The organism is Paucidesulfovibrio longus DSM 6739, assembly GCF_000420485.1.
Taxonomy (GTDB): Bacteria; Desulfobacterota; Desulfovibrionia; order Desulfovibrionales; family Desulfovibrionaceae; genus Paucidesulfovibrio; species Paucidesulfovibrio longus.
The window spans coordinates 103,552-128,742 of record NZ_ATVA01000013.1; the positions used below are offsets into that span (position 1 = coordinate 103,552).

A 25,191-nucleotide genomic window follows, 5' to 3' on the forward strand; every position below is an offset into this window, starting at 1 on the left:
GAGCAGCAATACGATGAATCAGGACAACAACATGTCCGATGGGAAGACCCCGGAAATCATGGCCCCTGCCGGCGACCGCGACAGCTTTCTGGCTGCGCTGGCCGCGGGAGCGGATGCGATCTACCTGGGGCTGAAACACTTCTCGGCCCGCATGCAGGCCCAGAATTTCTCTATCAGCGAACTTGCGCGGCTGGCAAATCTGGCCCGCGCGCGGGGCGTCAAGGTGTACGTCGCCATGAACACCCTGGTCAAGCCCGGCGACGAGGATGCGGTCGGACGACTCGTGGACCGCGCCAGCCGGATCGTGAAGCCCGACGCGCTCATCGTGCAGGATCCAAGCATGTTTCTGTTGGCGCGGCAAGCCGGGTTTCAGGGCGAGCTGCACCTCTCCACCCTCGGCAACCTCTCGCACCCGGCGGGGCTGCGCATCGCCCGCGACCTGGGCGCAAGCCGAGTGGTCATCCCCCGGGAACTGAGCCTTGACGAGGCCCGAAGCATGGCCGAGGCCTGCCCCGACGATCTCGACCTGGAAATCTTCGTGCACGGCGCTCTCTGCTACTCCGTATCCGGCCGCTGCTGGTGGTCGAGCTACATGGGCGGCAAGAGCGGCCTGCGCGGGCGCTGCGTGCAGCCCTGCCGCCGCCTCTACCGCCACGAGAAAAGCGACCAGGGCCGCCGCGCCTTTTCCTGCATGGACCTCAGCCTGGACATCCTGACCAAGCCGCTGCTGGACGTTCCCAAGATCAACGCCTGGAAGATCGAGGGGCGCAAGAAAGGCCCGCATTACGTCTATTATACCGTCAAGGCCTATCGGCTGCTGCGCGACCGCCCCAAGGACGCCCAGGCCAAGAAGGACGCCATGAGCCTGCTGGAACAGGCCCTGGGAAGGCCCGGCACCCATTCCGCATTCCTGCCGCAGCGGGCCTTCACCTCGGTGCAGCCGGACAAGGATACTGGATCGGGCATGTTCATCGGTCCGGTCAAGACCGTGAACCGCAGGCCCTACCTGAACCCGCGCATCGACCTTTTTCCCGGCGACCTGCTGCGGGTCGGCTACGAGGACGAGACGGGCCACCGCGTGCTGCCCGTACGCAAGCGCGTGCCCAAGGGCGGCCGACTGGACCTGCCGCCGGGGAAAGGACCGGCAGCCAGCGCGGGCATGCGGGTCTTCCTCATCGACCGCCGGGAACCCGGACTCATTTCGGAACTGCGGCGCATGGAAAAGGAACTTGCGGCGCAACCTGAGATCGAGGCGCCGGAAGCCTCGAATTTCGTCCCTGCCGCCTTGCCCACGGCCAAACCGGACAAGGTCCGCCAGCTCAGCCTGATGCGCATCCCGCCCAAGGGCCGGATGCAGGACATGACCGGGCTCTGGCTGGAGCAACGCTTGGTGGAAAGCCTTCCGCGTTCCCTGGGACGTCTGGTCTGGTGGTGGCTGCCGCCGGTGATCTGGCCGAACGAGGAGGAACGCTGGGCCGACATGATCAGGATCGCCCTGGACAAGGGGGCGCAAACCCTTGTGCTCGGCGCGCCCTGGCAGGCCGGGCTCGTGCCCGACAACGCCGCCAGGCTGATCGCGGGACCGCACTGCAACATTTCCAATGCCTATGCGGTGCAGGCCCTGGCCGATCTGGGCTTTTCCGGATCGTTCGTCAGTCCGGAGCTGTCCAAGGACGAATTCCTGCGCCTGCCTTCCGAAAGCCTCCTGCCCCTCGGCGTCGTGCTCAAGGGACTCTGGCCGCTGGGCATTTCCCGCGTTCTCGGAGAAGGCGTAAAAATCGGCGAGGCATACAAAAGCCCCAAGGGCGAGACCTGCTGGGTCAAGCCGCTGGGGCAGAATTACTGGATCTATCCGGACTGGGAACTGGATCTCTCGGCCGAGGCCAGAATGCTGGAACGCGCCGGGTACGCCTGGCTGCTGACCATTCGCGAGCATCTTCCGAAAAAGATCCGGCCGTCGGACCGCAGCAGCAAGTTCAACTGGGATCTCAAGCTGCTCTAGAACGCAGGCTCCGCCGGAGCGGAACGACGCGCAGCCCCGCCCTCGCGATCAGCCGCAGGAAGCCGCGTGTTCCAGATGAATGGTTCCCCGGAGATAGAGCACGGCGGAGCCTGCGATCTTGACCCTGTCGCCGAGGTCGCGGCAGAAAAGCTCGCCTCCCCGCTCCGATGCCTGGTAGGCCCGCAGGTCCGACTTTCCGAGCCGCTTGGCCCAGTACGGGACCAGGGTGCAATGCGCCGATCCCGTAACCGGATCTTCCGGAATGCCCAGGCTGGGCACGAAGACGCGGGAGACGAAATCATACTCCTCTCCCGGAGCCGTCACGATCAGGCAGAGCCCGTCCAGACGGCTCACCAGCTCCATGTCCGGCCGGAGCGCGCGCACCGTGGCTTCGTCCTTGTAGACCGCCATGAAATCCCTTGAAAAATAAAGCTCGTCGGGGCGAATGCCCAACGCGCGCTGGACTCTTTCCGTAACCTGGAACGGCTTGGCAGGCCAGGCGGGGAAGTCCATGGAAAGTCTGCACCCGTCTTCGCGGTCCACGAACAGCCGTCCGCTTCGGGTGGCGAAGACGATGCACTCATCCGGGTATTCAAGGTAGTCGAAAAGGACGTGCGCGGCGGCGAGGGTGGCATGGCCGCAGAGGTCGATCTCCCCGCCGGGAGTGAACCAGCGCAACTCGTAGTATTCTCCGCGCTGCACGAAAAACGCGGTTTCCGGAAGATTGTTCTCCAGAGCGATGCGCTGCATCAATTCGTCGCTGAGCCACTCGTACAGCGGCAACACTGCGGCGGGATTTCCGCCGAAGACCTCGGCGGAAAACGCGTCCACCTGGAAGATGTCGAGCTTCATGGCTTCCCCCTGCTGGCGGTCCGGGAATCGGAACGCCTCAGGGCGTTCCACTGGCCGCGAAGGACGATCCTCCGCAGCTCCGCCGCACGGGACGCGCCGGGCCGGACGACCCGCGCGCCTCCATCGGAAAGCCCATTAAAAGCCCTGCTTGAGCAGATCGTCGTCCACTCCCTGCGGGCTGCCCGCGCTGCCTCCGGGTTCGTCCGAAACCGAGGCCGGGGCGGGCTGGGTGCCTTCCTTGAACGGCAGGAAGTAGGATACCATATGCATTCCCTCGCGGGAACCCTCTTCGAAGGTGGCGCGGGAAATGACCACGCCGTCCGGCTGCGTGAAGTCCTGGACCGGATAATCGTTTTCCACAGCCTGCCGATATTCGATCCAGATGGGCAGCGCCGTGGAACCGCCCGCTTCGCCCGCGCCCATGGAGCGCGGTTCGTCGAAACCGACGTACACCCCGGTCAGCAGATACGGCGAAAAGCCCATGAACCAGGCGTCGCGCTCGTCGTTGGTCGTTCCGGTCTTGCCCGCCAGGGGGCGTCCGAGCACGAGGGCCTTGCGTCCCGTGCCGTGGCGCACCACCTCCTGCATCAGATAGGTCATGATGTAGGCGGTCTGGGGGCTGATGACGTCATGGGATTTGAGTTCCGAGGTATAGATATCCTCGCCCCAGACGTCCTTGACGTCGAGGACCATGCGCGGCTCCACCCAGGAGCCGCCGCGCGGGAACACGGTGTAGGCGGAGCAGAGATTCAGCGGCGTCACCGAGGCCGAGCCCAGGGCGACCGACAGATCATGCGGGAAATCCGCTTGCAGTCCAAGGGCCTTGGCACGTTCGATGATCTTGTTGATGCCGACCTTCTGGGCCACGCGGATGGTGACCAGGTTCTTGGACTTGACCAGCGCGGTACGCAGGGAAAGCCATCCGTAGAAGCTTTCCTCGTAGTTCTCCGGACGCCAGACGGAACCGTCGTCGTTCTCGTAGACGATGGCCGTATCCTTGATCAGGGTGGCCGGGGTCATGCCGTTGTCGATGGCCGTGGAGTAGACGATGGGCTTGAAGGCCGATCCCGGCTGACGCCGGGCCTGGACCGCACGGTTGTATTCGCTGCGCATGTAGTCGTAGCCGCCCACGAGGGCCACGACCTCGCCGGTCTGCGGAGCGATGGAAACCACCGCACCTTCCACTTCCGGCTCGATTTCCAGATCGAAGGTCCAGACGTCCTTCCCTTCCGGCGGCAACGCCTTGACCGAAACCCAGACCACGTCGCCCTTTTTGACCACCTTGCGAGCATCCGTCACCTTGGGGGCATAAGCGCCTCGAACGTGAATGTCCGGCTTGCGGCACCAGGACATGCTTTCCACGGGCACCTCCCCGGAAAGGGGACCGACCTTGACCGTGGCCGAAGACTGCTTCACGCTCGTGACCATGGCCAGAAGCCGATCTCCGACGGCAAGGGAGGCAGGCTCGACCACCTGGTTGTCCAGCCGCTCCATGAGCACGGGAGTCTCGTCCACGTTGCCCACCGGACCGGTCCAGCCGCGACGCTTGGCGGAATCCTGCAATCCGTGGCGCAAAGCCTTTTCCGCCGCGGCCTGATGCTTGGGATCGCAGGCCGTGTAAACCGAAAGGCCGCGCTCGTACACGGCGTTTTCGCCGTATTGGTCGATGAGCCAGCGGCGCACTTCCTCAAGATAATATGCGCCCGTGCCCCAGGAAGGATCGGGCATCCGCTTGAGCTCGATTTCCTGGGTCATGGCTTCTTCGTATTGCTCCTGGGTGATCCAGCCGAGACTGCGCATCTGCCCCAGGACATAGTGCTGCCTGTCCTTGGCGAGGTCGAGGTTGGCATACGGGCTGTAGCGGCTCGGCGCCTGGGGCAAGCCCGCTATCATGGCGCTCTCCGCCAGGGTCAGATCCTTGGCGTGCTTACCGAAATAGGTGCGCGCGGCGGATTCCACCCCGTAGCTGTTGGAACCGAGAAAAATCTCATTAAGATATATGGTGAGAATTTCTTCCTTGGTCAGGTAGTTCTCAAGCCTATAGGCGAGAATCGCCTCCTTGAGCTTGCGCTCGTAGCTTTTGACGTTGCTGAGCAGGAGCTGCTTGACGATCTGCTGGGTGATAGTGCTGCCGCCCTGCTTGGTTCGCCCGGACTTGAGGTTGATCAGCGCGGCGCGGAAGATGGCCACCAGGTCCACGCCCTCGTGGTTGTAGAAAGAGGCGTCCTCCGCGGCGAGAAAGGCCATGGGCAGCCACTTGTCCATCTCGTCCAGACGGACCAGGAAGCGCTTCTGGTGATAGAAATAACCGAGCACTCCGCCGTCGCGATCATAGACCGTGGTCACCAACGCGGGAGTATAGTCCGTGATCTTGGTGAAGTTCGGCAGATCGTTGGAGGCCCAGCGGTAGAGTCCATAAAGGGCTCCAGCCGAGAGGATACTCAGCGCCACAGCTGCATACAGCAGATATTTCAGGATTTTCATAATCTCACATTAAAAGCTGCGTTTCACCGGTTTCATGCCGGAGGTGGGGGGAAGACCCCAGGCCAGCCGCAGCCGGCCCATGAGATCGCGCACCTGGGCCGCGTTCAGCCCGAAGGAATCGTACATGCGAAAAAGGTTTACCGCCTCCCTGCGGGCAAGGCAAGAAGCGGCGTCAAAGACGTTGACCGTTCCGTCCACGACCCAGAAGGGAAAGAGCCGACAGTAATAGGGTCGCAGCTCCGAAGGGATCCGGCAGCCGGCGCGGCCGAGAAAGCGGCAGGCCCCCTTCTCGTCCACGGCCAGACGAAAATGAAATTTGCGCGGAGGGAACAGCTCCCGGATCAATCCCTGTTCACCGGGAAAAAGCCGGGACACATGCAGCCGGAACCCTTCCGTGTTTTCCTGAAGCGCAAAGCCGCCCTCGTCCGGCTGGAATTCCTGAATCCGCTCTTTTTCCTTGTTGGAAAGCGGGAAACAGAACTCCTCCTGTCCTGGCTCCAGGCGGCAGCAGGTCGGCCCCTCCAGGGCGCAGCGCTTACATACGGAAGGATCGGAAGTCACGACGCCTCGTATCTCTACTTCGCAGCGAATTTGACCCGCCCCTTGCCGAGCAGGTCGTGCAGATGCACGAATCCGAGGAGCTTGCGGTCTTCGCCGAGCACGGGCAACACCGTGATCTGATGCTTTTCCATGACGTCCAGCACCTGGGCCGCCGTCTCTTCGATGCGCGCGGCCTTGGGATTGACGGTCATGACCTCGGACGCCGGGCGATCAAGGGGCAAAGCCCCCTTGCAGACCAGACGACGCACATCTCCGTCCGAGAGCACGCCCAGCAACCTGCCCGCTTCGTCCGTGAGCGCCGCGAGCCCGAAGCCGCCTCCGTTCAGGGCATCGAGCGCATCCCGAAGAGGGGCGGAAGCGGAAGTCGCCGGAAGGCCTTCGGCGTGCATGAGGTCGGCGATGCGCTTGCTCAGACGCTGCCCCAAGGCGCCGCCGGGATGGTTGCGGCGGAAGTCGCCTTTATTGAAGCCGTTGAGACGCATCAGGCAGACCGCCAGGGCGTCGCCCACGGCCAGGGTCGCCGTGGTGCTTGCCGTGGGCGCAAGGCCCATGGGGCAGGCTTCGCGCGGCACCGCCACCTTGATGACCTCATCCGCGAGTCGGGCCATGCTGGAATCCTCGCGCGAGGTCATGGCCACGATGAAGGCTCCCAGGGAGCGCAGGGTGGGCAGAATGGCGTTGAGTTCGTCCGTTTCCCCACTGTTGGAGATGGCAAGAACCACGTCCTCGGATCGGATCATGCCCATGTCGCCGTGAGCGCCTTCGACCGGGTGGAGAAAGAAGGAAGGCGTGCCCGTGCTGGAAAGCGTGGCCGCGATCTTCCGGCCCACCAGTCCGGACTTGCCGATGCCCGTGACCACCAGCCGCCCCGTGCAGCAGGAAATGCGGCGCACGGCAGCCTCGAACCCCGCTCCGAGCTGCCTGCGCACCTCGGAAAGAGCCTCGATCTCGATATCCAGAACCTCGCGGGCGACCTCCAGCAGGTCCACGTCCGCCTTGCAGCAGCTCATTGCAGCCGTCCTATTTGCAGTATTGGCCCACGATGCCGGGGCGCACCACATCCTCAAGGCAATCCTTGCCCGTGGTTTCCGTGGGAGGCACGGGATAATTGCCGTCGAAGCAAGCCAGGCAGTACTGGCTCTTGTTGTTCACGGCCTTGAGCAGGCCCTCGATGCTCAGGTAGTGCAGGCTGTCCAGACCGATGAAGTTGGCGATTTCTTCCGTGGTGTTGTTGGCGGCGATGAGCTCGCCCTTGGAAGAGAAGTCGATGCCGTAATAACAGGGAAAACGGATGGCCGGACAGGCGACGCGCATGTGGATCTCGCGCGCGCCGAGCTCGCGAAGTTTCTTCACGCGGGTGCGGATGGTGGTTCCGCGCACGATGGAATCCTCGACGATGAGGATGCGCTTGCCCTTGATCATGCTCCGCACCGGGTTCAGCTTCACCCGGACGCCGAAGTCGCGCATGTCCTGCGAGGGCTGGATGAAGGTGCGGCCCACGTAGTGATTGCGGATCATGGCCAGCTCGAGCGGCAGGCCCGATTCCTGGGAATAGCCGATGGCCGCGTAGTTTCCCGAATCCGGGAACGGCATGACCATGTCGGCCTCCACCGGGGCCTCCTGGGCGAGAATCCTGCCCATTTCCTTGCGGCGCTCGTAGACCACCTCGCCGAAGACCACGGAATCGGGCCGGGCGAAATAGATCAGCTCGAACACGCAGGACGTGCGCGGCTGCGGCTCGCAGATGCGCATGCTGCGCATCCGGCCGTTCTCCACCACGACCATCTCGCCGGGCTCCAGCGGGCGAAGGTACTCCGCCTCGATGAGATCGAAGGCGCAGGTCTCGGAGGCGAAGACGTAGCTCTCGCCGATCCGGCCCATGGCCAGAGGGCGGAACCCGTTGGGATCCTTGATGGCGATGAGCTTGTCGTTGGCCAGGATCAGCAGCGAGTACGCGCCCTTGATCTTGGAGCAGGCCTTGATGATCGCCTCTTCCAGCGTGCTGCCGTTGAGATGCTTGGCGATCAGGTGCACGAAGACTTCCGTGTCCATGGTGGTCTGGAAAATGGACCCCTGGGCCTCCAGCTCGCGGCGCAGCTCGTAGGTATTCACGAGGTTGCCGTTGTGGGCCACGGCGATGCGGTAGTCGCCGTGGCGGACCAGGAAGGGCTGGGCATTGCGGATCAGGGACACGCCCGTGGTGGAATAGCGGATATGTCCCACGGCCACCTGACCCTTGAGTTCCTTGCCGAGGTGCCGCTCGTTGAACACGTCGGCCACGAGGCCCATGCCCCGCTGCTCGCGGATGCGCTGGCCGTCCCAGGTGCAGATGCCCGCGGATTCCTGGCCGCGGTGCTGCTGGGCATAGAGGCCGAAATACGTCATGCGGGCGGCCTCGGGATGTCGGTCGATACCGAAAAGGCCGCAGTATTCTTTCTTCATGCACGATCTCCGAGGCAACGCGCTAGGCGTCGCGGTTGCCGTAATATTCTTGCAGGCACTGCACCTGCAACCCCGCGCTGCGAACCTCGGCAATCGCCTGAACCGTGGCTTTGGCGCCGGCGAGCGTGGTCACGTAGGGAACGTTATAAAGCAATGCAGCCTGGCGGATGTCCTTGGAATCGTGGACGGTCTTGCGACCGGACACGGTGTTGATGACCAGGCTGATCTCCTTGTTCTTGATGTGGTCGAGCACGTTGGGCCGGCCTTCGTAGACCTTGAGCACGGGCTCCACCTTTCGCAGGCCGTTGTCGTACAGGTAGGTCGCGGTGCCGCGCGTGGCAAGCACGCGGAAGCCCATTTCCTGGAACTTGCGCACAACGGGCAGGATCAGCGGCTTGTCCCAGTCGTTCACGGCCACGAAGACCGTGCCCTGGCTGGGCAGCACCTGTCCGGCGGCGAGCTGCGCCTTCATGAAGGCCAGGCCGAAGCTGCCGTCGATGCCCATGACCTCGCCGGTGGAGCGCATTTCCGGTCCGAGGATCACGTCCACATTGGGGAAGCGGTTGAACGGGAAGACCGCCTCCTTGACCGCGACCCAGCCGGTCTTGCGCATGGACCACGGATCGAGATCCTTGAGCTTCTCGCCGAGCATGATGCGGGTGGCCAGCTTGGCCAGGGGAACCGCCGTTGCCTTGGAAACAAAGGGCACGGTGCGCGAGGCGCGGGGGTTGACCTCGATGATGTAGATCTCGCCGTCCTTGATGGCGTACTGCACGTTCATCAGGCCGACCACGCCCAGCTCCAGGGCCATGGCTTTGGTCTGACGCTCGATCTCCTCCACCAGCTCCCTGGGAATGGTATGGGCCGGCAGAACGCAGGCGGAGTCGCCGGAATGGATGCCCGCCTCCTCGATGTGCTCCATGACGCCGCCGATGTAGCAGTCCTCGCCGTCGGCCAGGGCGTCCACGTCCACTTCCACGGCGTGTTCCAGGAACTTGTCGATGAGCACGGGATGTTCCGGGCTGACCAGCGCGGACTCGCGGAAATAGCGCTCGAACTCGTCCATGGAGTAGACGATGTCCATGCCGCGCCCGCCGAGAACGTAGGACGGCCGCAGCACCAGGGGGAAACCGATCTTCTCGGCGATTTCCTTGGCCTGGATCAGGCTCATGGCCGTGCCGTTGAGCGGCTGCTTGAGGTGCAGCTGCTTGAGCAGCCGCTTGAAGCGCTCGCGGTCCTCGGCGCGGTCGATGGCGTCGGGCGAGGTGCCGATCATGGGCACGCCCGCTTCCATGAGAGGAACAGCGAGGTTCAGGGGAGTCTGGCCGCCGAACTGGACGATGACCCCGTCGGGCTTTTCGAACTCCACGATGTTGAGCACGTCCTCGAAGGTCAGCGGCTCGAAGTAGAGCCGGTCCGAGGTGTCGTAGTCCGTGGACACGGTTTCCGGGTTGGAGTTGACCATGATGGACTTGATGCCCATTTCGCGGAGCTGGAACGAGGAGTGGCAGCAGCAGTAGTCGAACTCGATGCCCTGGCCGATGCGGTTGGGACCGCCGCCGAGGATGATGATCTTCTTGCCCTCGGCAGGCCGGATCTCGTCGCCGCTCTCGTAGGTGGAATAATAATAGGGAGTGAAGGCTTCGAACTCCGCGGCGCAGGTGTCCACGAGGTAGTAGGTCGGGGTGATGCCCAGGCGCTGGCGCAGGGCGCGCACGCTCTTGTGCGACATCTTCCAGAGCGTGGCCAGCTGCTGGTCGGAGTAGCCGAATTCCTTGGCCTTGCGCAGCAAGATCGGCAGTTCGGGATCTTTTTCGTCCACTCCGTGCAGCATCCCGTAGTCCTTGAGCTTTTCTTCCATGCCGAGCACGTCGCGGATCTGGCGCAGGAACCAGGGATCGATCTTGGAGGTCTCGTGGATCTCCTCGTTGCTGAAGCCGCAGCGCATGGCGTTGCGCACGGCGTAGAGGCGCTGGGAATTGGGCTTGCGCAGCAGGGTCAGCAGCTCGTCCTTGTCCTGGGGGCAGGTCTCGAAATCCTTGCCCAGGCCCGGCATGCCCACTTCCAGGGAACGCAGCCCCTTCTGGAGCGCTTCCTTGAAGGTCCGGCCGATGGCCATGGTCTCGCCCACGCTCTTCATGGCCGTGGTCAGGTAATCCTCGGAGCCGGGGAATTTCTCGAAGGTGAACCGGGGAATCTTGATCACGCAGTAGTCGATGGTCGGCTCGAAGGAGGCCATGGTCTCGCGCGTGATGTCGTTGGGGATCTCGTCCAGCGTATAGCCCACGGCCAGCTTGGCCGCGATCTTCGCGATGGGGAAGCCCGTGGCCTTGGACGCCAGGGCCGAGGAACGCGACACGCGCGGGTTCATCTCGATGATCACCAGCTCGCCGTTTTCGGGATTGACCGCGAACTGCACGTTGGAGCCGCCGGTTTCCACGCCGATCTCGCGCATGATGGCCAAGGCCGCGTCGCGCATCTTCTGGTATTCCTGGTCCGTAAGGGTCTGGGCCGGAGCCACGGTGATGGAGTCGCCCGTGTGCACGCCCATGGGGTCCAGGTTTTCGATGGAGCAGATGATCACGCAGTTGTCTTTCTTGTCCCGCATGACCTCCAGCTCGTATTCCTTCCAGCCGAGCACGGACTGCTCCAGCATGATCTCGCTCTTGATGGAGAGGGCGAGACCGTGGGCGCAGATGGCTTCCAGCTCTTCCATGTTGTAGGCCACGCCGCCGCCCGTGCCGCCCATGGTGTAGGCGGGACGGACGATGATGGGGAAGGAGATCTTTTCGCCCCAGGCGCGCACGTCTTCCATGTTGCGGGCGATGCCGCTTTCCGGAACCTTGAGGCCGATGTTGGCCATGGCCTGACGGAAGAGTTCGCGGCTCTCCGCCTTCTGGATGACGTGCTCGTTGGCGCCGATGAGCTCCACGCCGTATTTTTCGAGGACTCCCATTTCGGAGACAGCCAGCGCGGTGTTCAAGGCTGTCTGGCCGCCCAGGGTCGGCAGCAGGGCGTCCGGCCGCTCCTTGGCGATGATCTTGGCCACCGTGTTCGGCTCGATGGGCTCGATGTAGGTCCGGTCGGCAAGCTCCGGGTCGGTCATGATCGTGGCCGGGTTGGAGTTGACCAGAACGACCTCGTACCCTTCCTCCTTGAGCGCCTTGAGCGCCTGGGTTCCGGAATAGTCGAATTCACAGGCCTGTCCGATGACGATCGGGCCGGACCCGATCAGCATGATCTTCTTCAGGTCAGTGCGTTTAGGCATGGACGTCCTTCAGGGATTTTTGATTGGATTGTGTTCGTCGTTGAAGCAAAGGAACATATGCCATCTCGGCCCGATGGGCAAGTATCCGCCCCGCTGGCCGGAAGAACGCATTTCGCACTCTATTTCAGGAAGCTGCGCCATTATGCGGACGCTTTTCCGGACGCGCCCTCCGGAAAACACTCCTGCGCGAAGCGCTGTTCGCGCCGCTCCGAGAATATCAGTCCCAAGTAGTAATTGAACGAAAGTGGGTTGCCCCCTTTCCAAGGCGGTGGCATTCTCCCAGAAAACAGGAGCGGGTTCATGGAAGAACGTCTCAAGCTCGGCGTAAGCCGCTGTCTTCTCGGAGAGAACGTCCGATTCGACGGAGGCCACAAGCTCGACCGCTACCTCCGGGACGTGCTGGGTCAATACGTGCAGTTCGTGCCCGTTTGCCCCGAAGTCGAGAGCGGCCTGCCCATCCCCCGCGAATCGCTGCGCCTCGTGGGCGACCCGCAATCGCCCCGGCTGGTCACGGGGAAAACCCGCGTGGACCACACGGAAACGATGAAGGCCTGGGCGGAAAAGCGGCTGGAAGAACTCGAGTCGGAACAGCTCTGCGGCTTCGTCTTCAAATACGGTTCGCCGTCCAGCGGCATGAGCCGGGTCAAGGTCTATCCGGAGAAAGGCGGGCCGCCCTCCCTGAAGGGGCGCGGCTTGTTCGCGGGGATGTTCATGGACCGCTTTCCGCTGCTGCCGGTGGAGGACGAGGGGCGGCTCAACGCCCCCGTGCTGCGGGAAAACTTCATCGACCGCATCTTCACCATGCACCGCTGGCAGACCATGCTTCGGAAAGGACTCGCCCCAGGGGCGCTCGTGGACTTCCACACCCGCCACAAGCTGCTGGTCATGGCCCACAACGTCCAGGCCTACCGCGATCTGGGCAAGCTCGTGGCCAAGGCCGGGAGCGTGGCCCCGCAGGATCTCGCGGACGCGTACATCAAGAGGCTCATGGAAGCGCTGGCGCGGGAAGCCAAGCCCCGGCAGCACCGCAACGTGCTCGACCATTGCCAGGGGTACTTCAAGAAATTTCTCGACCCGGATGAAAAACAGGAACTGCGGGAAGTCATTCGCCTTTACGGCGAAGAACTGGTCCCCCGAATCGTGCCCATCACCCTGCTGAACCACTACGTCCGCAAATACGGCCAGGAATACCTCGCCTCCCAAGTCTACCTGAACCCGCCGCCCGCGGAACTCAAGCTGCTGAACCATGCCTGAACAAAACGAACATGCTTACGGGAATCTGGGGACAGTCGTTCTCGACAACGATACCACGGCCCAGGCGGAGCGCCTTCGACCCCTGGCCGACGACCTGCTGGAACTGGACATGCGCGTGCTGACGCGTGTCGTCGAACGTCTGCCGAAACGCGAACGCTATGCGATTCTCGACGCAGGCTGCGCGAACGGCCATGTCGCCCGGTCCCGGATTCCCCGCCTCGACATCCCCTTCCATTGCCTGGGAGTGGATCGCTGTGCGGAAGCGGTCGCCCAGGCGCGCAAGCAAAACAAAGACTCCCGGTTTCTCTATAGCTGCGCGGAAATCGATGAACTGGACATGGAAGACTACGGCCAGTTCGACATCATCTTCGCTTCCCGCACCCTGCAAAGTGCGCCTGATCCCGCCAAGGCGACGCAACGCCTCTGGGACATGCTCGCTCCGGGAGGCGCGCTCATCGCGCACGCGCTCGACGACGACACGCACGCCGTGCGGCCTTCCGGCTCGAACCTGGAACTGCTGCTCCGCTCCACGGCGGCCCTGGCCAGAGGATCGGACCGCCACCACGCACGCGAACTCCAGTCCAGGATGCTGCGATTGAAGCCGACGCCCAGCGACCTGCTCATGGAATTCAAGGTGGACCACACTGCGGGTCTGGACAGCGAGGAACGAAAACGCTTTTTCGAAAACGCGTTCATCTCCCGGAACGGATCCCCCCGGCAACGTCGCGACGACCTCGCCGATGACGCAGACACGTTCTTCGCCCTGGCGCACAGCGTGGCCGTGGCCTTCAAATAAAGAGTCTGCGGATTTAATGGCTGATGGAGCACCTTCTCCACGCCAACGAGGGCGCACAGCAGAGCGCCCAGCTGCCCAACAGGCGCGCCCGAACAAGATCAGTTCACCGTGCCATCAGCGCGAACACCCCCCAACCCATGTACTCTCGTGTGTACGAGGTGTAGCGTTCGGGCTCTGAGGACAACTTTTCTCGTACTACTTCCGAGAGGTCATCGTTTGGATTCGCTTCAAGCCATTGACGCATGGTGAGCCACTTGGCCGCCTCATATCTGTCCCAACCGTCTTGGTTAGCCAGAACCATCTCTACGACATCGTAGCCGAGGTCGCCGAAAGACGTGAGAAGCTTAGGAAGCGTAAGATAGTCGGAGATCGAGTTGGCAAAGCACCCTTTGGCAACATCTTCCGTCGGTGGCAGCTGTCGCCAGTAAGGCTCTCCAACGAGTATGATCCCGTCGGCAATGAGACTCTTCGAAAGAAGCTCGATGGTGCCGGCTACTCCTCCGCCAATCCATGTGGCCCCGACACAAGCTGCTATACCGACCTTTTCGTCTGTGACGTAGCCCGCAGCGTCGTCGTGGATGAACCGAATGCGATCGGCAACGCCGAGTTCTTCAGCTCGGAGTTTCGCTTGCTTGGAGAACAACCGGCTCATGTCCACACCGGTGCCAACGATTTTGTAGTCACGTGCCCAGGTGCAGAGCATCTCGCCCGAACCGCTGCCGAGGTCAAGCACACTCGTCCCGGAGTCCAGGCGCAGCGCCTCGCCGAGAGTAGCGAATTTTTCGGGTGTAAACGGATTGTGAATGCGGTGAGCACTTTCCATAATGTTGAAGATTCGGGGAATGTCCACTATAGGAAACTCCTTGCGGATGTGAATTTGTGTGACGCGGAGGGTGATTTAATACGCACACCCAGTCAACCAGACTATCCGTTGTTGAATGACAATGTGGACCTTACGTGCCGATCCCATCAACCACAACATCCGAATACCCCAAATAAAAAAAGCGCCCCGATACCGGGGCGCTTTTCATTGCCTGACGATTCGCAACCGGCAAGCCTAGCTGACCTTGCTGCCGCCGGGCACCGTCCCCGAAGCGGTCAGCAGCTCCATCCCCGACTCGGTCTTCACGGCCAGGATCATGCCCTGGGAAAGCTGCTTGCGAAGCTTGCGGGGCTTGAGGTTGGCCACGACAACGACCTGCCTGCCCTTGAGGTCTTCGGGCTTGAAAAAGTCAGCAAGCCCGGCCACGACCTGCCTCGGCCCCTCGGCCTCGCCAAGATCGACCTGGACCAGCAAGAGACGGTCCGCATCCGGATGCTTGCCGACCTCGACCACGGTGCCGACCCGCAAATCCACTTTCTGAAAGTCCTCGAATTCGATGGCCCCGGAATCCCCGTCCACGGCCTTCGGAGCTTCCTTGGCCTTGGCCGCCGCCTTGGCGGGCTTGGCTGCGGCCGCCTCAGGCTCGTCCTTCTTGATTGAATCGACGCGAGGAAAGAGGTTCGAGGTTTCGGATACCATCGTACCCGTATCGAGCAGTCCCCATGCGTCCATTTCCTTGGAAAGATCGACCTTGCGCGGATCGAACTCGATTCCCAGCTGGCGCAGCATGTTCACGGCGGCATCGGGCATCACGGGCCAGACGTGCACGGCGATTTTGCGCATGTTTTCCAGCATCACGTACATGACGGTGGAAAGGCGCTTCATGTTCTTGTTCTTGTAGAGCGTCCAGGGCTGCACGGTATCGATGTACTTATTGAGACCGCGCACCAGCTCCCAAAGTCCTTCCAGAGCGCGGGCGAAGCGCATCTCCGCGAATTCGGTCTGAAAGACCTCCATGGCCTTCTGTCCGAGCTTCTTGATTTCCGCGTCCTCGATTTCCTCGGCATTGTCCGGAACGGGGATCATGCCCTTGAAATACTTGTGGGTCATGGAGAGCGTGCGGTTGAAGAGGTTGCCCAGATCGTTGGCCAGGTCGGCATTGAGCCGTCCCACCAGGGCCTCCTCGGAAAAGCTCGCGTCCTGGCCGAAGCTCATCTCGCGCAGCAGGAAATACCGAAACGCGTTCAGCCCGTAAGTCTCGATCATGTCCAGGGGCTCGACAACGTTGCCCAGGGACTTGGACATCTTGGTGTCCTTGATCAGCCAGTAGCCATGCACGTTGAGCCGCTGGAACGGCTCGATGCCTGCGGACTTGAGCATGCACGGCCAGAACACGGCGTGCGGCTTGAGGATGTCCTTGGCGATGAGATGGTTGGTGGCGGGCCAATACTTCTTGAACTTGTCGCCGTCAGGGTACCCCAGCGCGGAAACGTAGTTGATCAGCGCGTCGAACCAGACGTAGCAGACGTAATCCTTGTCGAAGGGCAGCTCGATGCCCCACTCCAGGCGGCTCTTGGGCCGTGAGATGCAAAGATCCTCCAGCGCCCCGGATTCCAGCAGGCTGAGCACTTCCTTGCGATACCGTTCGGGCCGCACGAACTCGGGATTCTTCTTGATGTGCTCAATGAGCCAGCCCTGATACTTGGACATCTTGAAGAAGTAGTTCTTCTCGGCGATGTATTCGGGAGCGGTCTCGTGCTGCGGGCATTTGCCGTCCACAAGCTCCTTCTCGGTGTAGAAGCGCTCGCAGCCGAAACAATAATGACCGCCGTATTCGCCGAAGTAGATGTCGCCCTTGTCGTAGACCTTCTGGAGAATCTCCTGGACAACCTTGATGTGCGCCGGGGAGGTGGTGCGGATGAACTGGTCGTTGCGCACTTCCAGGCTGGGCCAAAGCCCCTTGAACAACCCGCTGATCTTGTCCACGTAGGCCTTGGGGGTCTGGCCGTTGGCTTCGGCCGCCTTGACGATCTTGTCGCCGTGCTCGTCCGTTCCGGTCAGGAAGTAGGTGTCCCTGCCCATGAGCTTGTGAAAACGGGTCGCGGCATCGGCGATGATGGCGGTATAGGCGTGGCCCAGGTGCGGTTTCGCATTCACGTAGAAAATGGGCGTGGTGATGTAGAAGTTGTCCACTGGAGTCTCCTTGGCGTATTCCTGAAGCCTGCGGGCTACTGCTCGCTCGAATTAGCGTTTTTTTTCGGCTGGCGCGTCTTCTTGCGCCGTCGGCGGGGCTTGCGCCCGGAGCGGTTCTTTTTGTCCTCGCCCTGGCCCGCGCCCTTTTCCTGACGCTCGCGCGGAGGCTGAGGAACGCTTTCCTCACGTTTCGGAGCCGCTTCCGGTTCGGGCTGGCGAACTTCCGGCTGTGATGCGGACGGAGGATTCTCCTCGCGTGCAGGCATGGGCCGCTGCTGACGCGGACGCCCCGTGGAGCGGGACGGAGTCCGACCGCGCGGCGGGCGCGCGCTTGCTTCCTGCGCGGCCAGCGTCTCCTCGCTCGGAGGCTTGTTCACGATCTCCTGCCATTCGTCAAGCGTCAGTTCCTTCTCCGAACCGTCGTCCATGAATGCGGTGACAGTTTTCTTGAAGAAGTTAGAACGGATGACTCGCGCCATGCCCAGCGAGGTCTGAAACCTCTTGCCGGTCTTGGGGCATTCCTTGTGGAACTGTTCGTAGGCGTCCTGCTCGAAACTGAGACAGCAGAGCAGCCGACCGCAAATACCGGATATTTTGGTGGGATTCAGGAACAGGTTCTGCTCCTTGGCCATTTTGATGGTCACGGGCACGAACTTGCGCATGAACCGGCGACAGCAGCACATCTGCCCGCAGTTGCCCAGCGCGCCAAGCATCTGCGTCTCGTGACGGACGCCGATCTGCCGCAACTCGATACGCGTGCGGTACTCGCGGACAAGATCCTTGATCAGCTCCCGGAAATCGATGCGCCCCGGAGAGGTGAAATAGAAGATCATCTTGCTTCGATCAAAAAAGACCTCCACATCCACAAGCTTCATTTCCAGTTCGCGCCGACTCACGCATTTGCGGCAGAACCGAAATGCGTCCCTGGCCAGGTCGTCGTTTTCCTGGCGGGTTTTCTGATCTTCCTCGTTGGCCAGGCGATAGATCGGGGTATAGACGCCGGAGCCGTCCTCTTCGGAAGGCTCCACGCTGACCACCTTGCCCAGGCCCATGCCCTGTTCGGTGCGGACAATGACTTCCTGCCCCTCCTCAACCACGAAGGCTCCGGAGGAAAAGAAATAGACCTGTCCGTAATCGGTGAATTTTACACCAAGAATATGACTCATTGCTCACTCTGCCAAAGAAAAAAGCCCCCAGCGGGGCGTTAGGAACAATAGGAGATGCGTAACGCCGCAATATACGAAAAACAGCCCATTCCCGACAAGGATGGACAGGAAAAAAGACAGGCGAAGAGACAAGCTCTCAGATTTCCACCTCGTCAACGAGCTTCAGGCTGCGAAGTTCGTCGAGCAGCTTGTTCTGGTCCACGGGCTTGACGATGTAGGAGGTGGCCCCCCCAAGAAAAAAGGCATCGTGCGTCTCTTTCTTGTCGTCGAGCATGGTGATGACGATGACCTTGGTTTCCTGCGTCGGATGCGTGCCGTGCTCGTGCTCCAGGGCGCGGATTTCCCACAGCGCCTGCTGTCCGTCCATCTCCGGCATGACGAGATCAAGGCAGACCAAATCGTAGGGATTTCCGCCCTCCAGCGCCTGCTTGAACGCGTAGACCGCCTCCTCGCCGTTCACGGCGATGTCGCAACCGGCGTAAGGGCGCAGCATGTCATGCAACATGCTTCGAGAGTAGAAGTCGTCGTCAACGATCAAAGCCCGCATCGTTCCCTCCCGAAATCAGGTTTACGTTTCAGCGGCGCAGCAAGCGCCCCGGAAAAATCTCACTTTTAACCCCAAAATGCAAGCCGCTCCTTGAACGCCGCCTAGAGCGTCACCGACCACGTCTGGGAAACGCCGAAGCAGGAGGTTGCGGAACCACGCTGCTCCGCAAGATTGCGGGCCCGCTCAACCATGAAATCCACCTCGGCGTCGGGCCGATCCTGGTTGTGGTGGTAGAGGCCGACCAGGCCCACATTGGCGGCAAGCGCAAGATTCATGGCCTGCTCGAAGGTGGAGTGGCCCCAGCCCCGGCGCTGGGCGTAGTCCTCAAGCGTGTACTCCGCGTCGTGTATGAGCAGGTCCGCCCCTTCGCAAAACCGGGCATATTCCTCGAAGCTTCGCCCTCCGGGATGCCGGAAGCCCAACTCGTTGTCCGTCAGAAACACGAACCGCCTGTCCCTCTCCGTGAACCGAAAGCCGACGCCCATGTTGGGGTGGCTGAGCGGAATGGTTTCCACGCTCATGCCGTCGATGACAAGAGGCTTGTCGCAATATTCCTTGTACCCGATGCTGGCGCGGACCTCTTCGAAGGGAACCGGAAAATACGGCGCGCTCATGGTCTTGGAAAGCAGCGTCTGCATGTTCCCCTGCGAGATGGGACAGCCGTAAATTTTGATGGAATTGCGAGGCGAGTACAACGGCTTGAAAAACGGAAAACCCAGGATGTGGTCCCAGTGGGCATGGGTGAACAGAAACGTGTAGTCCCGCCTGCCCTCCTCCACAAGCTGATTCGCCAATGGACGAACGCCCGAACCGGCGTCAACGATCACGACAGTGTCGTTCGCAGCTGTCCGAATCTCCAGGCAGGCAGTGTCCCCGCCATACTTAAGATATTCCTGCCCCGAAACGGGAATGGACCCGCGGGCGCCCCAACAGCGAATATACACCTTCACCTCCGGAAGGCAGCCGACCCTCTGCGCGCAAGGCGCTGATGAGCCTCCATCGGGCGTACATGACACACCTTTCCCAGAGGCGCAACCCGTACATATTGGAGAAATGAATTCGCCGCTACCCTTTGCCCCCCGCGCCCGCTTCATGGCAGTCGCCCTCGCGCGCGAAGTCGATCTCCATTTCCGGGTCCGGGTTTTCCGCGCGAAGGCCCGAAAGAAGCGCGTCCAGATCATCGTCGCAGCGCGTGGTCTCATGGTGCGTCAGGACCACGCGGGAAGCTCCGGCCCGCCTGGCGAAATCCACAACCTGACTCATGGAGGAGTGGCCCCACCCCCGGCGGCAGGCGAATTCGGCATCGGTGTACTGCCCGTCGGCGATGATGAGATCGACTCCGGAAACCAAGGCGTCGATGCGCTCGTTGCGCTCGTCGACGGCCTCCTGATATTCTTCATACCCATCTTCGCCCGGTGCATGGATATTGGCGAAGGGTTCATGATCCCCGGTGAAGAACAGGGAGGCGCCCTGCTCCAGGTCGTCCACGCGGTATCCGAAATTCAAGGCGGGATGGTTCATGAGAATGCAGGTCACGCGGAAGGCCCCCACGCTCACGGTTTGGCCTTCCCGCAGGGTATCGAAAGTTATCTCTGCCTGAAGCTCAGAGCAGCGGACCGGGAAATGGGGATAGGCCATCTGGCATTCCAGCACGCATTCCATGCCGCGCATGTTCACGGGATCGGGCGGGCCATGAATGGTGATTCTGTTCCCCGGAGCAAACAGGGGCAAGAAAAAAGGCAAGCCCTGGATGTGATCCCAGTGCGTATGGGTGATGAAGACATCGCAAGCCAGAGGCATCAGGGCGGCGAGTCGCAATCCCAGGGGACGGATTCCCGTGCCGCCGTCCAGGATGATCCTGTCGCCGGACTTCGAAACGACCTCGATGCATGTGGTGTTGCCGCCGTAGCGAAGGGTGTCCGGTCCGGGAGCGGGCAGGGAGCCGCGAACGCCCCAAAAGCGTGCGCGCATCAGGCCGCTCCGCCCAACTGGACGAACATTCGTGCCTTCTCCACCTCGGCCTCGAGGCCGTCGAGACTGCTCGCTATGTCGGCCACCGATCCGGGAAACAGGAGCGAAACCTGCGGGTGAGGCGGTTCGACAGCCTTGTTTCCGGAGTATCCGTATCCCAGATGCTTGACCACCAGATTCGCAAGGCTCACGCAGACCGTCAGCCTGGATCCGTCGCTCAGGGTATGATGCGCGGAAATGCACTCCGTCAGGTCCGCAGGGAGATTCCAGGCCACGGCCAGCCGGGCGCCGATGTCGGCGTGCGAAAGGCCGAAGGCCTCGTATTCGAGGTCGTGCAGGGAAATGCCCATTTCGGCGCTCCGCAGGAGCACGGCGCGATACTCCTCCGGAGCATAGAGTGCGAAAACGATCTTGCCCATGTCGTGCAGGAGTCCCGCGGCGAAATATTCCGCCTCATCCCGGCCCTTGTCCCTGCCGCTCGCGCCGAGCAACCGACCTGCGGCGGCAACGGAAAGGGAATGCAGCCAAAAGCGCTGCATGTCGAAGCCCGCTGGATTGGTCATGGGCAGCGTGCCGATGACGGCGAGGCCGAGAGCCACGTTCTTGAGGGTGTTCAGACCGAGGTAGACGCTAGCCTGATTCACGGAAGTGACTTCCTGAGCCAGGGAAAAATAGGCGGAATTGACCATGCGAAGGATCTTGAGCGTGAAGACGGGATCCTTCTTGATCACTTCGACCAACTCTTTTTGGGAACAGTTGATGTCCGCGGTCATTTCAAGGATCTGCTGAACGCTTTTGGGGAAGCCGGGCATTTTATCAACGGCCCGCAGCAGCTTGTCTTGTATCGTGCCCATCATCCCTCGCCGGAACTGGAATTTTGATGGAATCTACATTTTTCTAAAGCAAAAAACAACCGGACCAAGCCATTTCCGACGGCAGGTCATTCGGGTCGGGCAGGTCCGACCCGAAGCGGAAATCCGTCCGAAGCCCAGACCGCACGCAGGAGACCGTGCTCGGCCGTGTCGTAGGCGGCGGCCCCGCGCAGCTCCGGCAGCTCCAAAACCTGCGGGGACGGCAGCTTCGTTGTTCCGAATCGTCCGCAGGAAGAGAAAACGGCCTGTGGAGATATGCGGGCGAAGAATGCGGGAACAAGCCCGGTGCGGCTGCCGTGATGCGGCAGTACGAGCACGTCGCTGCGAAGGTCGCGCTCAAGGGCCGTAACCCGCATGAGGCTCCATTCCTCCGCATCCCCCGGAAGGACAGCGAGATTGCGCCCGTTCCTGCGCAGGAGAAACACGATGGATCCGTCGTTCGTGCTGGGCGGGTCCGCTCCCGGCGGCGGCATGAGCGCCTCCAGCCGTCCACCGCCGCCAAGATCGAAGACGCTGCCGGAAACGACCTCGACAGGCTTCAACCCGGCGTTTTCCAGCAGTCCGCGAAGCTCCTGCCCATAATGCCCGGAAGGCCAACGGCCGTTGTGCGCGAATGCCCCCACTTCGAAATGCCGGAGCAGATACAGGAGCCCCTTGTAATGGTCCATGTGCGGGTGCGAAAGGACCATAAGCTCCAGACGGGGCGGACGGCCCAGGGTCAGATAGGGCGCAACCACGTCGCGGCCGGTCTCCAGGGTCCGACTGCGCAGCCCGCCGCCGTCGATCAGGCTGCGCCGTCCTCCCGGAGCGGAAATGAGCAGGGACTGCCCCTGCCCCACGTCGAGCACCTCCAGGCGCACCTCGTCGCGGGAGTCGATCCAGAGCGTATGCAGCTGCGGGGCGGCGAGAAGCACGAGCCCGGAAAACACCACGCTCCAGGGAAGTTCGCGGGGACGCCGAAAATACATGATCGTGCAGACCAGCAGCAAACCCGCGCCGATGAGTTCGGGCCAAAGCGGCCTGAGCAGCAGCCAGGAAGGCAACAGTCCGCCCGCGTCCGCCCGCGTCACGAGGTCGAGCATCCATTGCAGCAACCACGCGGCCAGGGAAACGAGCGCCTCCCCCAGTCCCCGTACCCCCGGACACGCTCCGAGCAGCATCCCGGCGCCTCCCAGAGGCATGACCACGAAGCCGAGCATCGGAATCCAGAACAGGTTGGGCAGGAGGTTCGGCACCAGGGTTCCGAAAAGCCGCGCCGTGATGGGCAAAAGCGCAAGGTTGGCGCAAAGGCTGACCGCGAGAAGATCCAGCGCCCCCCCGGCAAGACGCCGAAACGGTCCGCTCCGGTCCATGCGCACGCGCAGCAAGGGATAGAAAAGCGCTATGCCCGCCACGGCGGTAACGGAAAGCTGAAGGCGGATGTCGAACAGGGAAAGCGGAGAGAAGAGCAGAATGCAGGCCAGGGCCAGGAACAGGCCGTCCAGCAGCACCCGGCCGCGACCGCGTAGAAGCAGCAATCCCCAAAAGCCGAACATCAGCGCGGCGCGCACGAGCGAGGGGGTGGCCTGCCCCAGCCAGACATAGGCCAGCACGGCGGGCGCGGCGAAAAGCACAGCAAGCTTGGGACGCGGCAGAACGAGAAAGATGCGGGGGCGGATTCTGCCGACCAGCCAGGCCAGCGCCCAGCCGACCACGACCACGAAGCCGAGATGCAGCCCGGAAAGCGCAAGGGTATGAGCCAGGCCGGCGCGGCGAAGGACGTCCACGGTTGCGGGGTCCAGCTCGAAACGATCCCCCGTGAGCAGCGCGAGCAGCAACGCCCGGCCTTGTCCCTCGGGCGCTCCGTTCAGGATGGAACCGAGCAGCGAGGCTCGAAGATTCGCGGACAGACCGCCCTGCGGAGGCTGAAACGCCACGTCCTTGCCGCCGCTGCAATACGCGCTGTAGCCGACGCCCTGCATACGCCAATACAGAGCATAATCCCAGGCTCCCGGATTCTTGAAGCTGGAGACCTGCATCAGCGAGGAGCGCAATTCGACATGTTGCCCCGGCACGGGGCGCAGGACCGGATCGTGCCAATACCAGACTACGTTTTCCGGCAAACGATGCGTTTCGCCGTCGGCGCGGCACTCCACATCCGCCAGGACCACCTGCCAGCGCCGCCCCGGCTTGCCTTCCACGGACTCGACCATCCCGGAAACGCGGTAGGGAACCCGTTCGTCCAGCCATCCAGGAGTCGGCTCCGGTGCGGCGGGCAGAAGGCTCGCAGCATAGAGCCAGCCGCCAAAGGCCAGCGCAAGCAGCATTCCCCAAAACGCGACGGGCCGCCGTGATCGTGCGTCGAGCAGAACCACGGCGGCCAGACAAACCGCGCCGGGCAGGGGCCAGCGGGCAATGCCCACCCCGGAGGCGAATCCCAGGACCAGCACCTGCCAGGCCAGCAGCGGCAAGGGGCTTGCGGAATGGAAATCGGGAGCCGCGTCCGCGTGCGCGGGCGGGCCGGAATTTCCGCGCTTCAGGGACATGACCGCCGCCGGATGAAGCCCGCTGCGCCCCCGAACGCCATGCCCCTATTCCTCTTCGCGCCAGACCCGCGCGCCCACGCCCCCGAGCTTGGCCTCGATGTCCTCGTAGCCACGGTCCAGGTGGTAGATGCGCAGCACGTCGGTGCGGCCTTCGGCCGCAAGGCCGGCGACCACGAGAGACGCGCTGGCCCGCAGGTCGGAGGCCATGACCGGAGCGCCCACCAGAGACTTGACGCCGCGGATCATGGCCGAGCGGCCCTTGAGCCGAATGTCGGCACCGAGGCGCACCAGTTCCAGGACGTGCATGAAGCGGTTCTCGAAAATCTTTTCCTCGATGACGCCGCCGCCCTCGGCAAGACAGAGGCAGGCCATGATCTGGGCCTGCATGTCCGTGGGAAAGCCGGGAAAAGGCTGGGTGGTCACGTCCACGCCTTTCAAGGGACCGTGGCGGCGCACGAGCAGCCCGCCCTTCTGTTCCTCCAGCTCCACGCCCATGTTGCGGAACTTGGCCAACACGGCGTCCAGCTCGGTGCACGGACAGTCTTCAAGCAGCACCTCGCCGCCGGTGATGGCCGCGGCGGCCAGGTAGGTGCCCGCCTCGATGCGGTCCGGCATGACGCGGTAATCCGCGCCGCGCAGCGCGGGCACGCCCTGCACGCGGATCACCGAAGTGCCCTGCCCGCTGATCTTCGCGCCCATGGCGTTGAGGAAATTGGCGAGATCCTGGACTTCCGGCTCGCGGGCCGCGTTTTCCAGAATGGTTTCGCCTTCCGCGATGCTGGCGGCCATGAGCAGGTTTTCGGTGCCGCCCACGGTCGGAAAATCAAAGGTGATGTGCGCGCCGCGAAGCTTGTCGCATCGACCGAAAATATATCCGGAAGTCAGTTCGAAAACAGCGCCCATCTGCTCCAGGGCCTTGAGGTGCAGGTCCACGGGCCGCGCGCCGATGGCGCAGCCGCCCGGCAGCGACACCTTGGCCTCGCCCTTGAGCGCCAGCAGCGGCCCCAGGCAAAGCACCGAGGCGCGCATGGTCTTGACCAGGTCGTACGGAGCCTCGGTCTTCAGGTCGCGGACGTTCACGGTCACGTCGTTGCCGTCGAAGGTCGTTTCGCAGCCCAGGATGTTCAGGAGCCGCAGCGAGGTATGGATGTCCCGCAAGCGGGGCACGTTGCCAAGCCGGACCTCGCCTTCGGGCAGAAGACAGGCCATGAGGATGGGCAGGGCCGCGTTCTTGGAGCCGCTGACCCGGATCGTTCCCTGAAGCGGCAGGCCGCCTTCGATCACCAGTTTTTCCATGCAACCTTCCGTTCTTTCTTGACGCTCAGCCGAGCGATTTTCATATTCATGACAAATTGCACTTGACCAAGCCGCCCGGCTTGGTTAATGACACATTCCTCACACGGAAAACGCGCGGGCGGCGGACTCCTTTTGGCCC

The 25,191-nt window shown here is 62.5% G+C and carries 18 protein-coding genes; 3 read left to right on the forward strand and 15 right to left on the reverse strand.

Annotated features, from left to right (window positions below):
* Positions 1 to 31 precede the first annotated feature (31 nt).
* Positions 32 to 2,002: a peptidase U32 family protein gene (locus G452_RS0107545; protein WP_027189102.1), complete on the forward strand. Its 1,971-nt coding sequence runs from the start codon at positions 32 to 34 to the stop codon at positions 2,000 to 2,002.
* A 48-nt stretch (positions 2,003 to 2,050) separates the two neighbouring features.
* Here G452_RS0107545 and G452_RS0107550 read toward each other — a convergent pair whose 3' ends face one another.
* From G452_RS0107550 to carB, 6 genes are all read right to left on the reverse strand, one after another.
* Positions 2,051 to 2,854 carry a PhzF family phenazine biosynthesis protein gene (locus tag G452_RS0107550; protein WP_022661657.1) on the reverse strand — a complete coding sequence of 268 codons (804 nt, stop codon included), beginning with the start codon at positions 2,852 to 2,854 and terminating at the stop codon, positions 2,051 to 2,053.
* 135 nt (positions 2,855 to 2,989) lie between these two features.
* A complete protein-coding gene (locus tag G452_RS0107555) occupies positions 2,990 to 5,338 on the reverse strand; it encodes a penicillin-binding protein 1A (protein ID WP_022661658.1) in 2,349 nt (782 codons plus the stop codon).
* Between the two features lie 9 nt (positions 5,339 to 5,347).
* Positions 5,348 to 5,899 carry a YkgJ family cysteine cluster protein gene (locus G452_RS0107560; protein WP_022661659.1) on the reverse strand — a complete coding sequence of 184 codons (552 nt, stop codon included), beginning with the start codon at positions 5,897 to 5,899 and terminating at the stop codon, positions 5,348 to 5,350.
* Between the two features lie 14 nt (positions 5,900 to 5,913).
* Complete coding sequence (locus G452_RS0107565; protein ID WP_022661661.1) at positions 5,914 to 6,909, reverse strand: KpsF/GutQ family sugar-phosphate isomerase; 996 nt, start codon at positions 6,907 to 6,909, stop codon at positions 5,914 to 5,916.
* Positions 6,910 to 6,919: 10 nt separating this feature from the next.
* A complete protein-coding gene (gene purF, locus G452_RS0107570; RefSeq protein ID WP_022661662.1) occupies positions 6,920 to 8,341 on the reverse strand; it encodes an amidophosphoribosyltransferase in 1,422 nt (473 codons plus the stop codon).
* A 22-nt stretch (positions 8,342 to 8,363) separates the two neighbouring features.
* Positions 8,364 to 11,609, reverse strand: a complete 3,246-nt coding sequence (gene carB / locus G452_RS0107575) for a carbamoyl-phosphate synthase large subunit (protein ID WP_022661663.1) — start codon at positions 11,607 to 11,609, stop codon at positions 8,364 to 8,366.
* Between the two features lie 300 nt (positions 11,610 to 11,909).
* On the opposite strand from carB, the gene G452_RS0107580 reads away from it, so the two are divergent.
* On the forward strand, positions 11,910 to 12,863 hold the full coding sequence (locus G452_RS0107580; protein WP_022661664.1) for a YbgA family protein: 954 nt from the start codon (positions 11,910 to 11,912) through the stop codon (positions 12,861 to 12,863).
* Complete coding sequence (locus G452_RS0107585) at positions 12,856 to 13,659, forward strand: class I SAM-dependent methyltransferase (RefSeq protein WP_022661665.1); 804 nt, start codon at positions 12,856 to 12,858, stop codon at positions 13,657 to 13,659. Before G452_RS0107580 ends, G452_RS0107585 begins: the two co-directional genes overlap by 8 nt.
* 103 nt (positions 13,660 to 13,762) lie before the next feature.
* Here the strand turns inward: G452_RS0107585 and G452_RS0107590 are convergent, their stop codons facing one another.
* The 9 genes from G452_RS0107590 to murA form a co-directional block, all read right to left on the reverse strand.
* On the reverse strand, positions 13,763 to 14,509 hold the full coding sequence (locus G452_RS0107590) for an SAM-dependent methyltransferase (protein ID WP_022661666.1): 747 nt from the start codon (positions 14,507 to 14,509) through the stop codon (positions 13,763 to 13,765).
* 207 nt (positions 14,510 to 14,716) lie between these two features.
* Positions 14,717 to 16,675 (reverse strand): methionine--tRNA ligase, encoded by a 1,959-nt coding sequence (gene metG, locus G452_RS0107595; protein WP_022661667.1) that lies wholly within the window; start codon positions 16,673 to 16,675, stop codon positions 14,717 to 14,719.
* A gap of 35 nt (positions 16,676 to 16,710) precedes the next feature.
* Positions 16,711 to 17,841, reverse strand: coding sequence for a PSP1 domain-containing protein (ricT, locus tag G452_RS18595; protein ID WP_022661668.1), 1,131 nt, complete (start codon positions 17,839 to 17,841; stop codon positions 16,711 to 16,713).
* A gap of 136 nt (positions 17,842 to 17,977) precedes the next feature.
* Entirely contained in the window at positions 17,978 to 18,388 is a 411-nt protein-coding gene (locus G452_RS0107605) for a response regulator (RefSeq protein ID WP_022661669.1), read from the reverse strand.
* A gap of 101 nt (positions 18,389 to 18,489) precedes the next feature.
* Complete coding sequence (locus G452_RS0107610; protein ID WP_327077705.1) at positions 18,490 to 19,569, reverse strand: MBL fold metallo-hydrolase; 1,080 nt, start codon at positions 19,567 to 19,569, stop codon at positions 18,490 to 18,492.
* Positions 19,454 to 20,359 carry an MBL fold metallo-hydrolase gene (locus G452_RS0107615; RefSeq protein WP_022661671.1) on the reverse strand — a complete coding sequence of 302 codons (906 nt, stop codon included), beginning with the start codon at positions 20,357 to 20,359 and terminating at the stop codon, positions 19,454 to 19,456. Before G452_RS0107615 ends, G452_RS0107610 begins: the two co-directional genes overlap by 116 nt.
* A complete protein-coding gene (locus G452_RS0107620; RefSeq protein WP_022661672.1) occupies positions 20,359 to 21,213 on the reverse strand; it encodes an HDOD domain-containing protein in 855 nt (284 codons plus the stop codon). Before G452_RS0107620 ends, G452_RS0107615 begins: the two co-directional genes overlap by 1 nt.
* Positions 21,214 to 21,299: 86 nt before the next feature.
* Positions 21,300 to 23,756 carry a DNA internalization-related competence protein ComEC/Rec2 gene (locus G452_RS18600; protein ID WP_022661673.1) on the reverse strand — a complete coding sequence of 819 codons (2,457 nt, stop codon included), beginning with the start codon at positions 23,754 to 23,756 and terminating at the stop codon, positions 21,300 to 21,302.
* Positions 23,757 to 23,801: 45 nt separating this feature from the next.
* Complete coding sequence (murA, locus tag G452_RS0107630) at positions 23,802 to 25,052, reverse strand: UDP-N-acetylglucosamine 1-carboxyvinyltransferase (protein ID WP_022661674.1); 1,251 nt, start codon at positions 25,050 to 25,052, stop codon at positions 23,802 to 23,804.
* Between the last annotated feature and the right edge of the window lie 139 nt (positions 25,053 to 25,191).

Bases quoted from the DNA above. Each gene is read 5' to 3' on its own strand.
- G452_RS0107545 (WP_027189102.1), top strand. From the start codon at position 32: ATGTCCGATGGGAAGACCCCGGAAATCATGGCCCCTGCCGGCGACCGC.
- G452_RS0107550 (WP_022661657.1), bottom strand. From the start codon at position 2,854: ATGAAGCTCGACATCTTCCAGGTGGACGCGTTTTCCGCCGAGGTCTTC.
- G452_RS0107555 (WP_022661658.1), bottom strand. From the start codon at position 5,338: ATGAAAATCCTGAAATATCTGCTGTATGCAGCTGTGGCGCTGAGTATC.
- G452_RS0107565 (WP_022661661.1), bottom strand. From the start codon at position 6,909: ATGAGCTGCTGCAAGGCGGACGTGGACCTGCTGGAGGTCGCCCGCGAG.
- purF (WP_022661662.1), bottom strand. From the start codon at position 8,341: ATGAAGAAAGAATACTGCGGCCTTTTCGGTATCGACCGACATCCCGAG.
- carB (WP_022661663.1), bottom strand. From the start codon at position 11,609: ATGCCTAAACGCACTGACCTGAAGAAGATCATGCTGATCGGGTCCGGC.
- G452_RS0107580 (WP_022661664.1), top strand. From the start codon at position 11,910: ATGGAAGAACGTCTCAAGCTCGGCGTAAGCCGCTGTCTTCTCGGAGAG.
- G452_RS0107585 (WP_022661665.1), top strand. From the start codon at position 12,856: ATGCCTGAACAAAACGAACATGCTTACGGGAATCTGGGGACAGTCGTT.
- ricT (WP_022661668.1), bottom strand. From the start codon at position 17,841: ATGAGTCATATTCTTGGTGTAAAATTCACCGATTACGGACAGGTCTAT.
- G452_RS0107605 (WP_022661669.1), bottom strand. From the start codon at position 18,388: ATGCGGGCTTTGATCGTTGACGACGACTTCTACTCTCGAAGCATGTTG.
- G452_RS0107610 (WP_327077705.1), bottom strand. From the start codon at position 19,569: ATGATCTGGACGCGCTTCTTTCGGGCCTTCGCGCGGAAAACCCGGACC.
- G452_RS0107615 (WP_022661671.1), bottom strand. From the start codon at position 20,359: ATGCGCGCACGCTTTTGGGGCGTTCGCGGCTCCCTGCCCGCTCCCGGA.
- G452_RS0107620 (WP_022661672.1), bottom strand. From the start codon at position 21,213: ATGGGCACGATACAAGACAAGCTGCTGCGGGCCGTTGATAAAATGCCC.
- G452_RS18600 (WP_022661673.1), bottom strand. From the start codon at position 23,756: ATGTCCCTGAAGCGCGGAAATTCCGGCCCGCCCGCGCACGCGGACGCG.
- murA (WP_022661674.1), bottom strand. From the start codon at position 25,052: ATGGAAAAACTGGTGATCGAAGGCGGCCTGCCGCTTCAGGGAACGATC.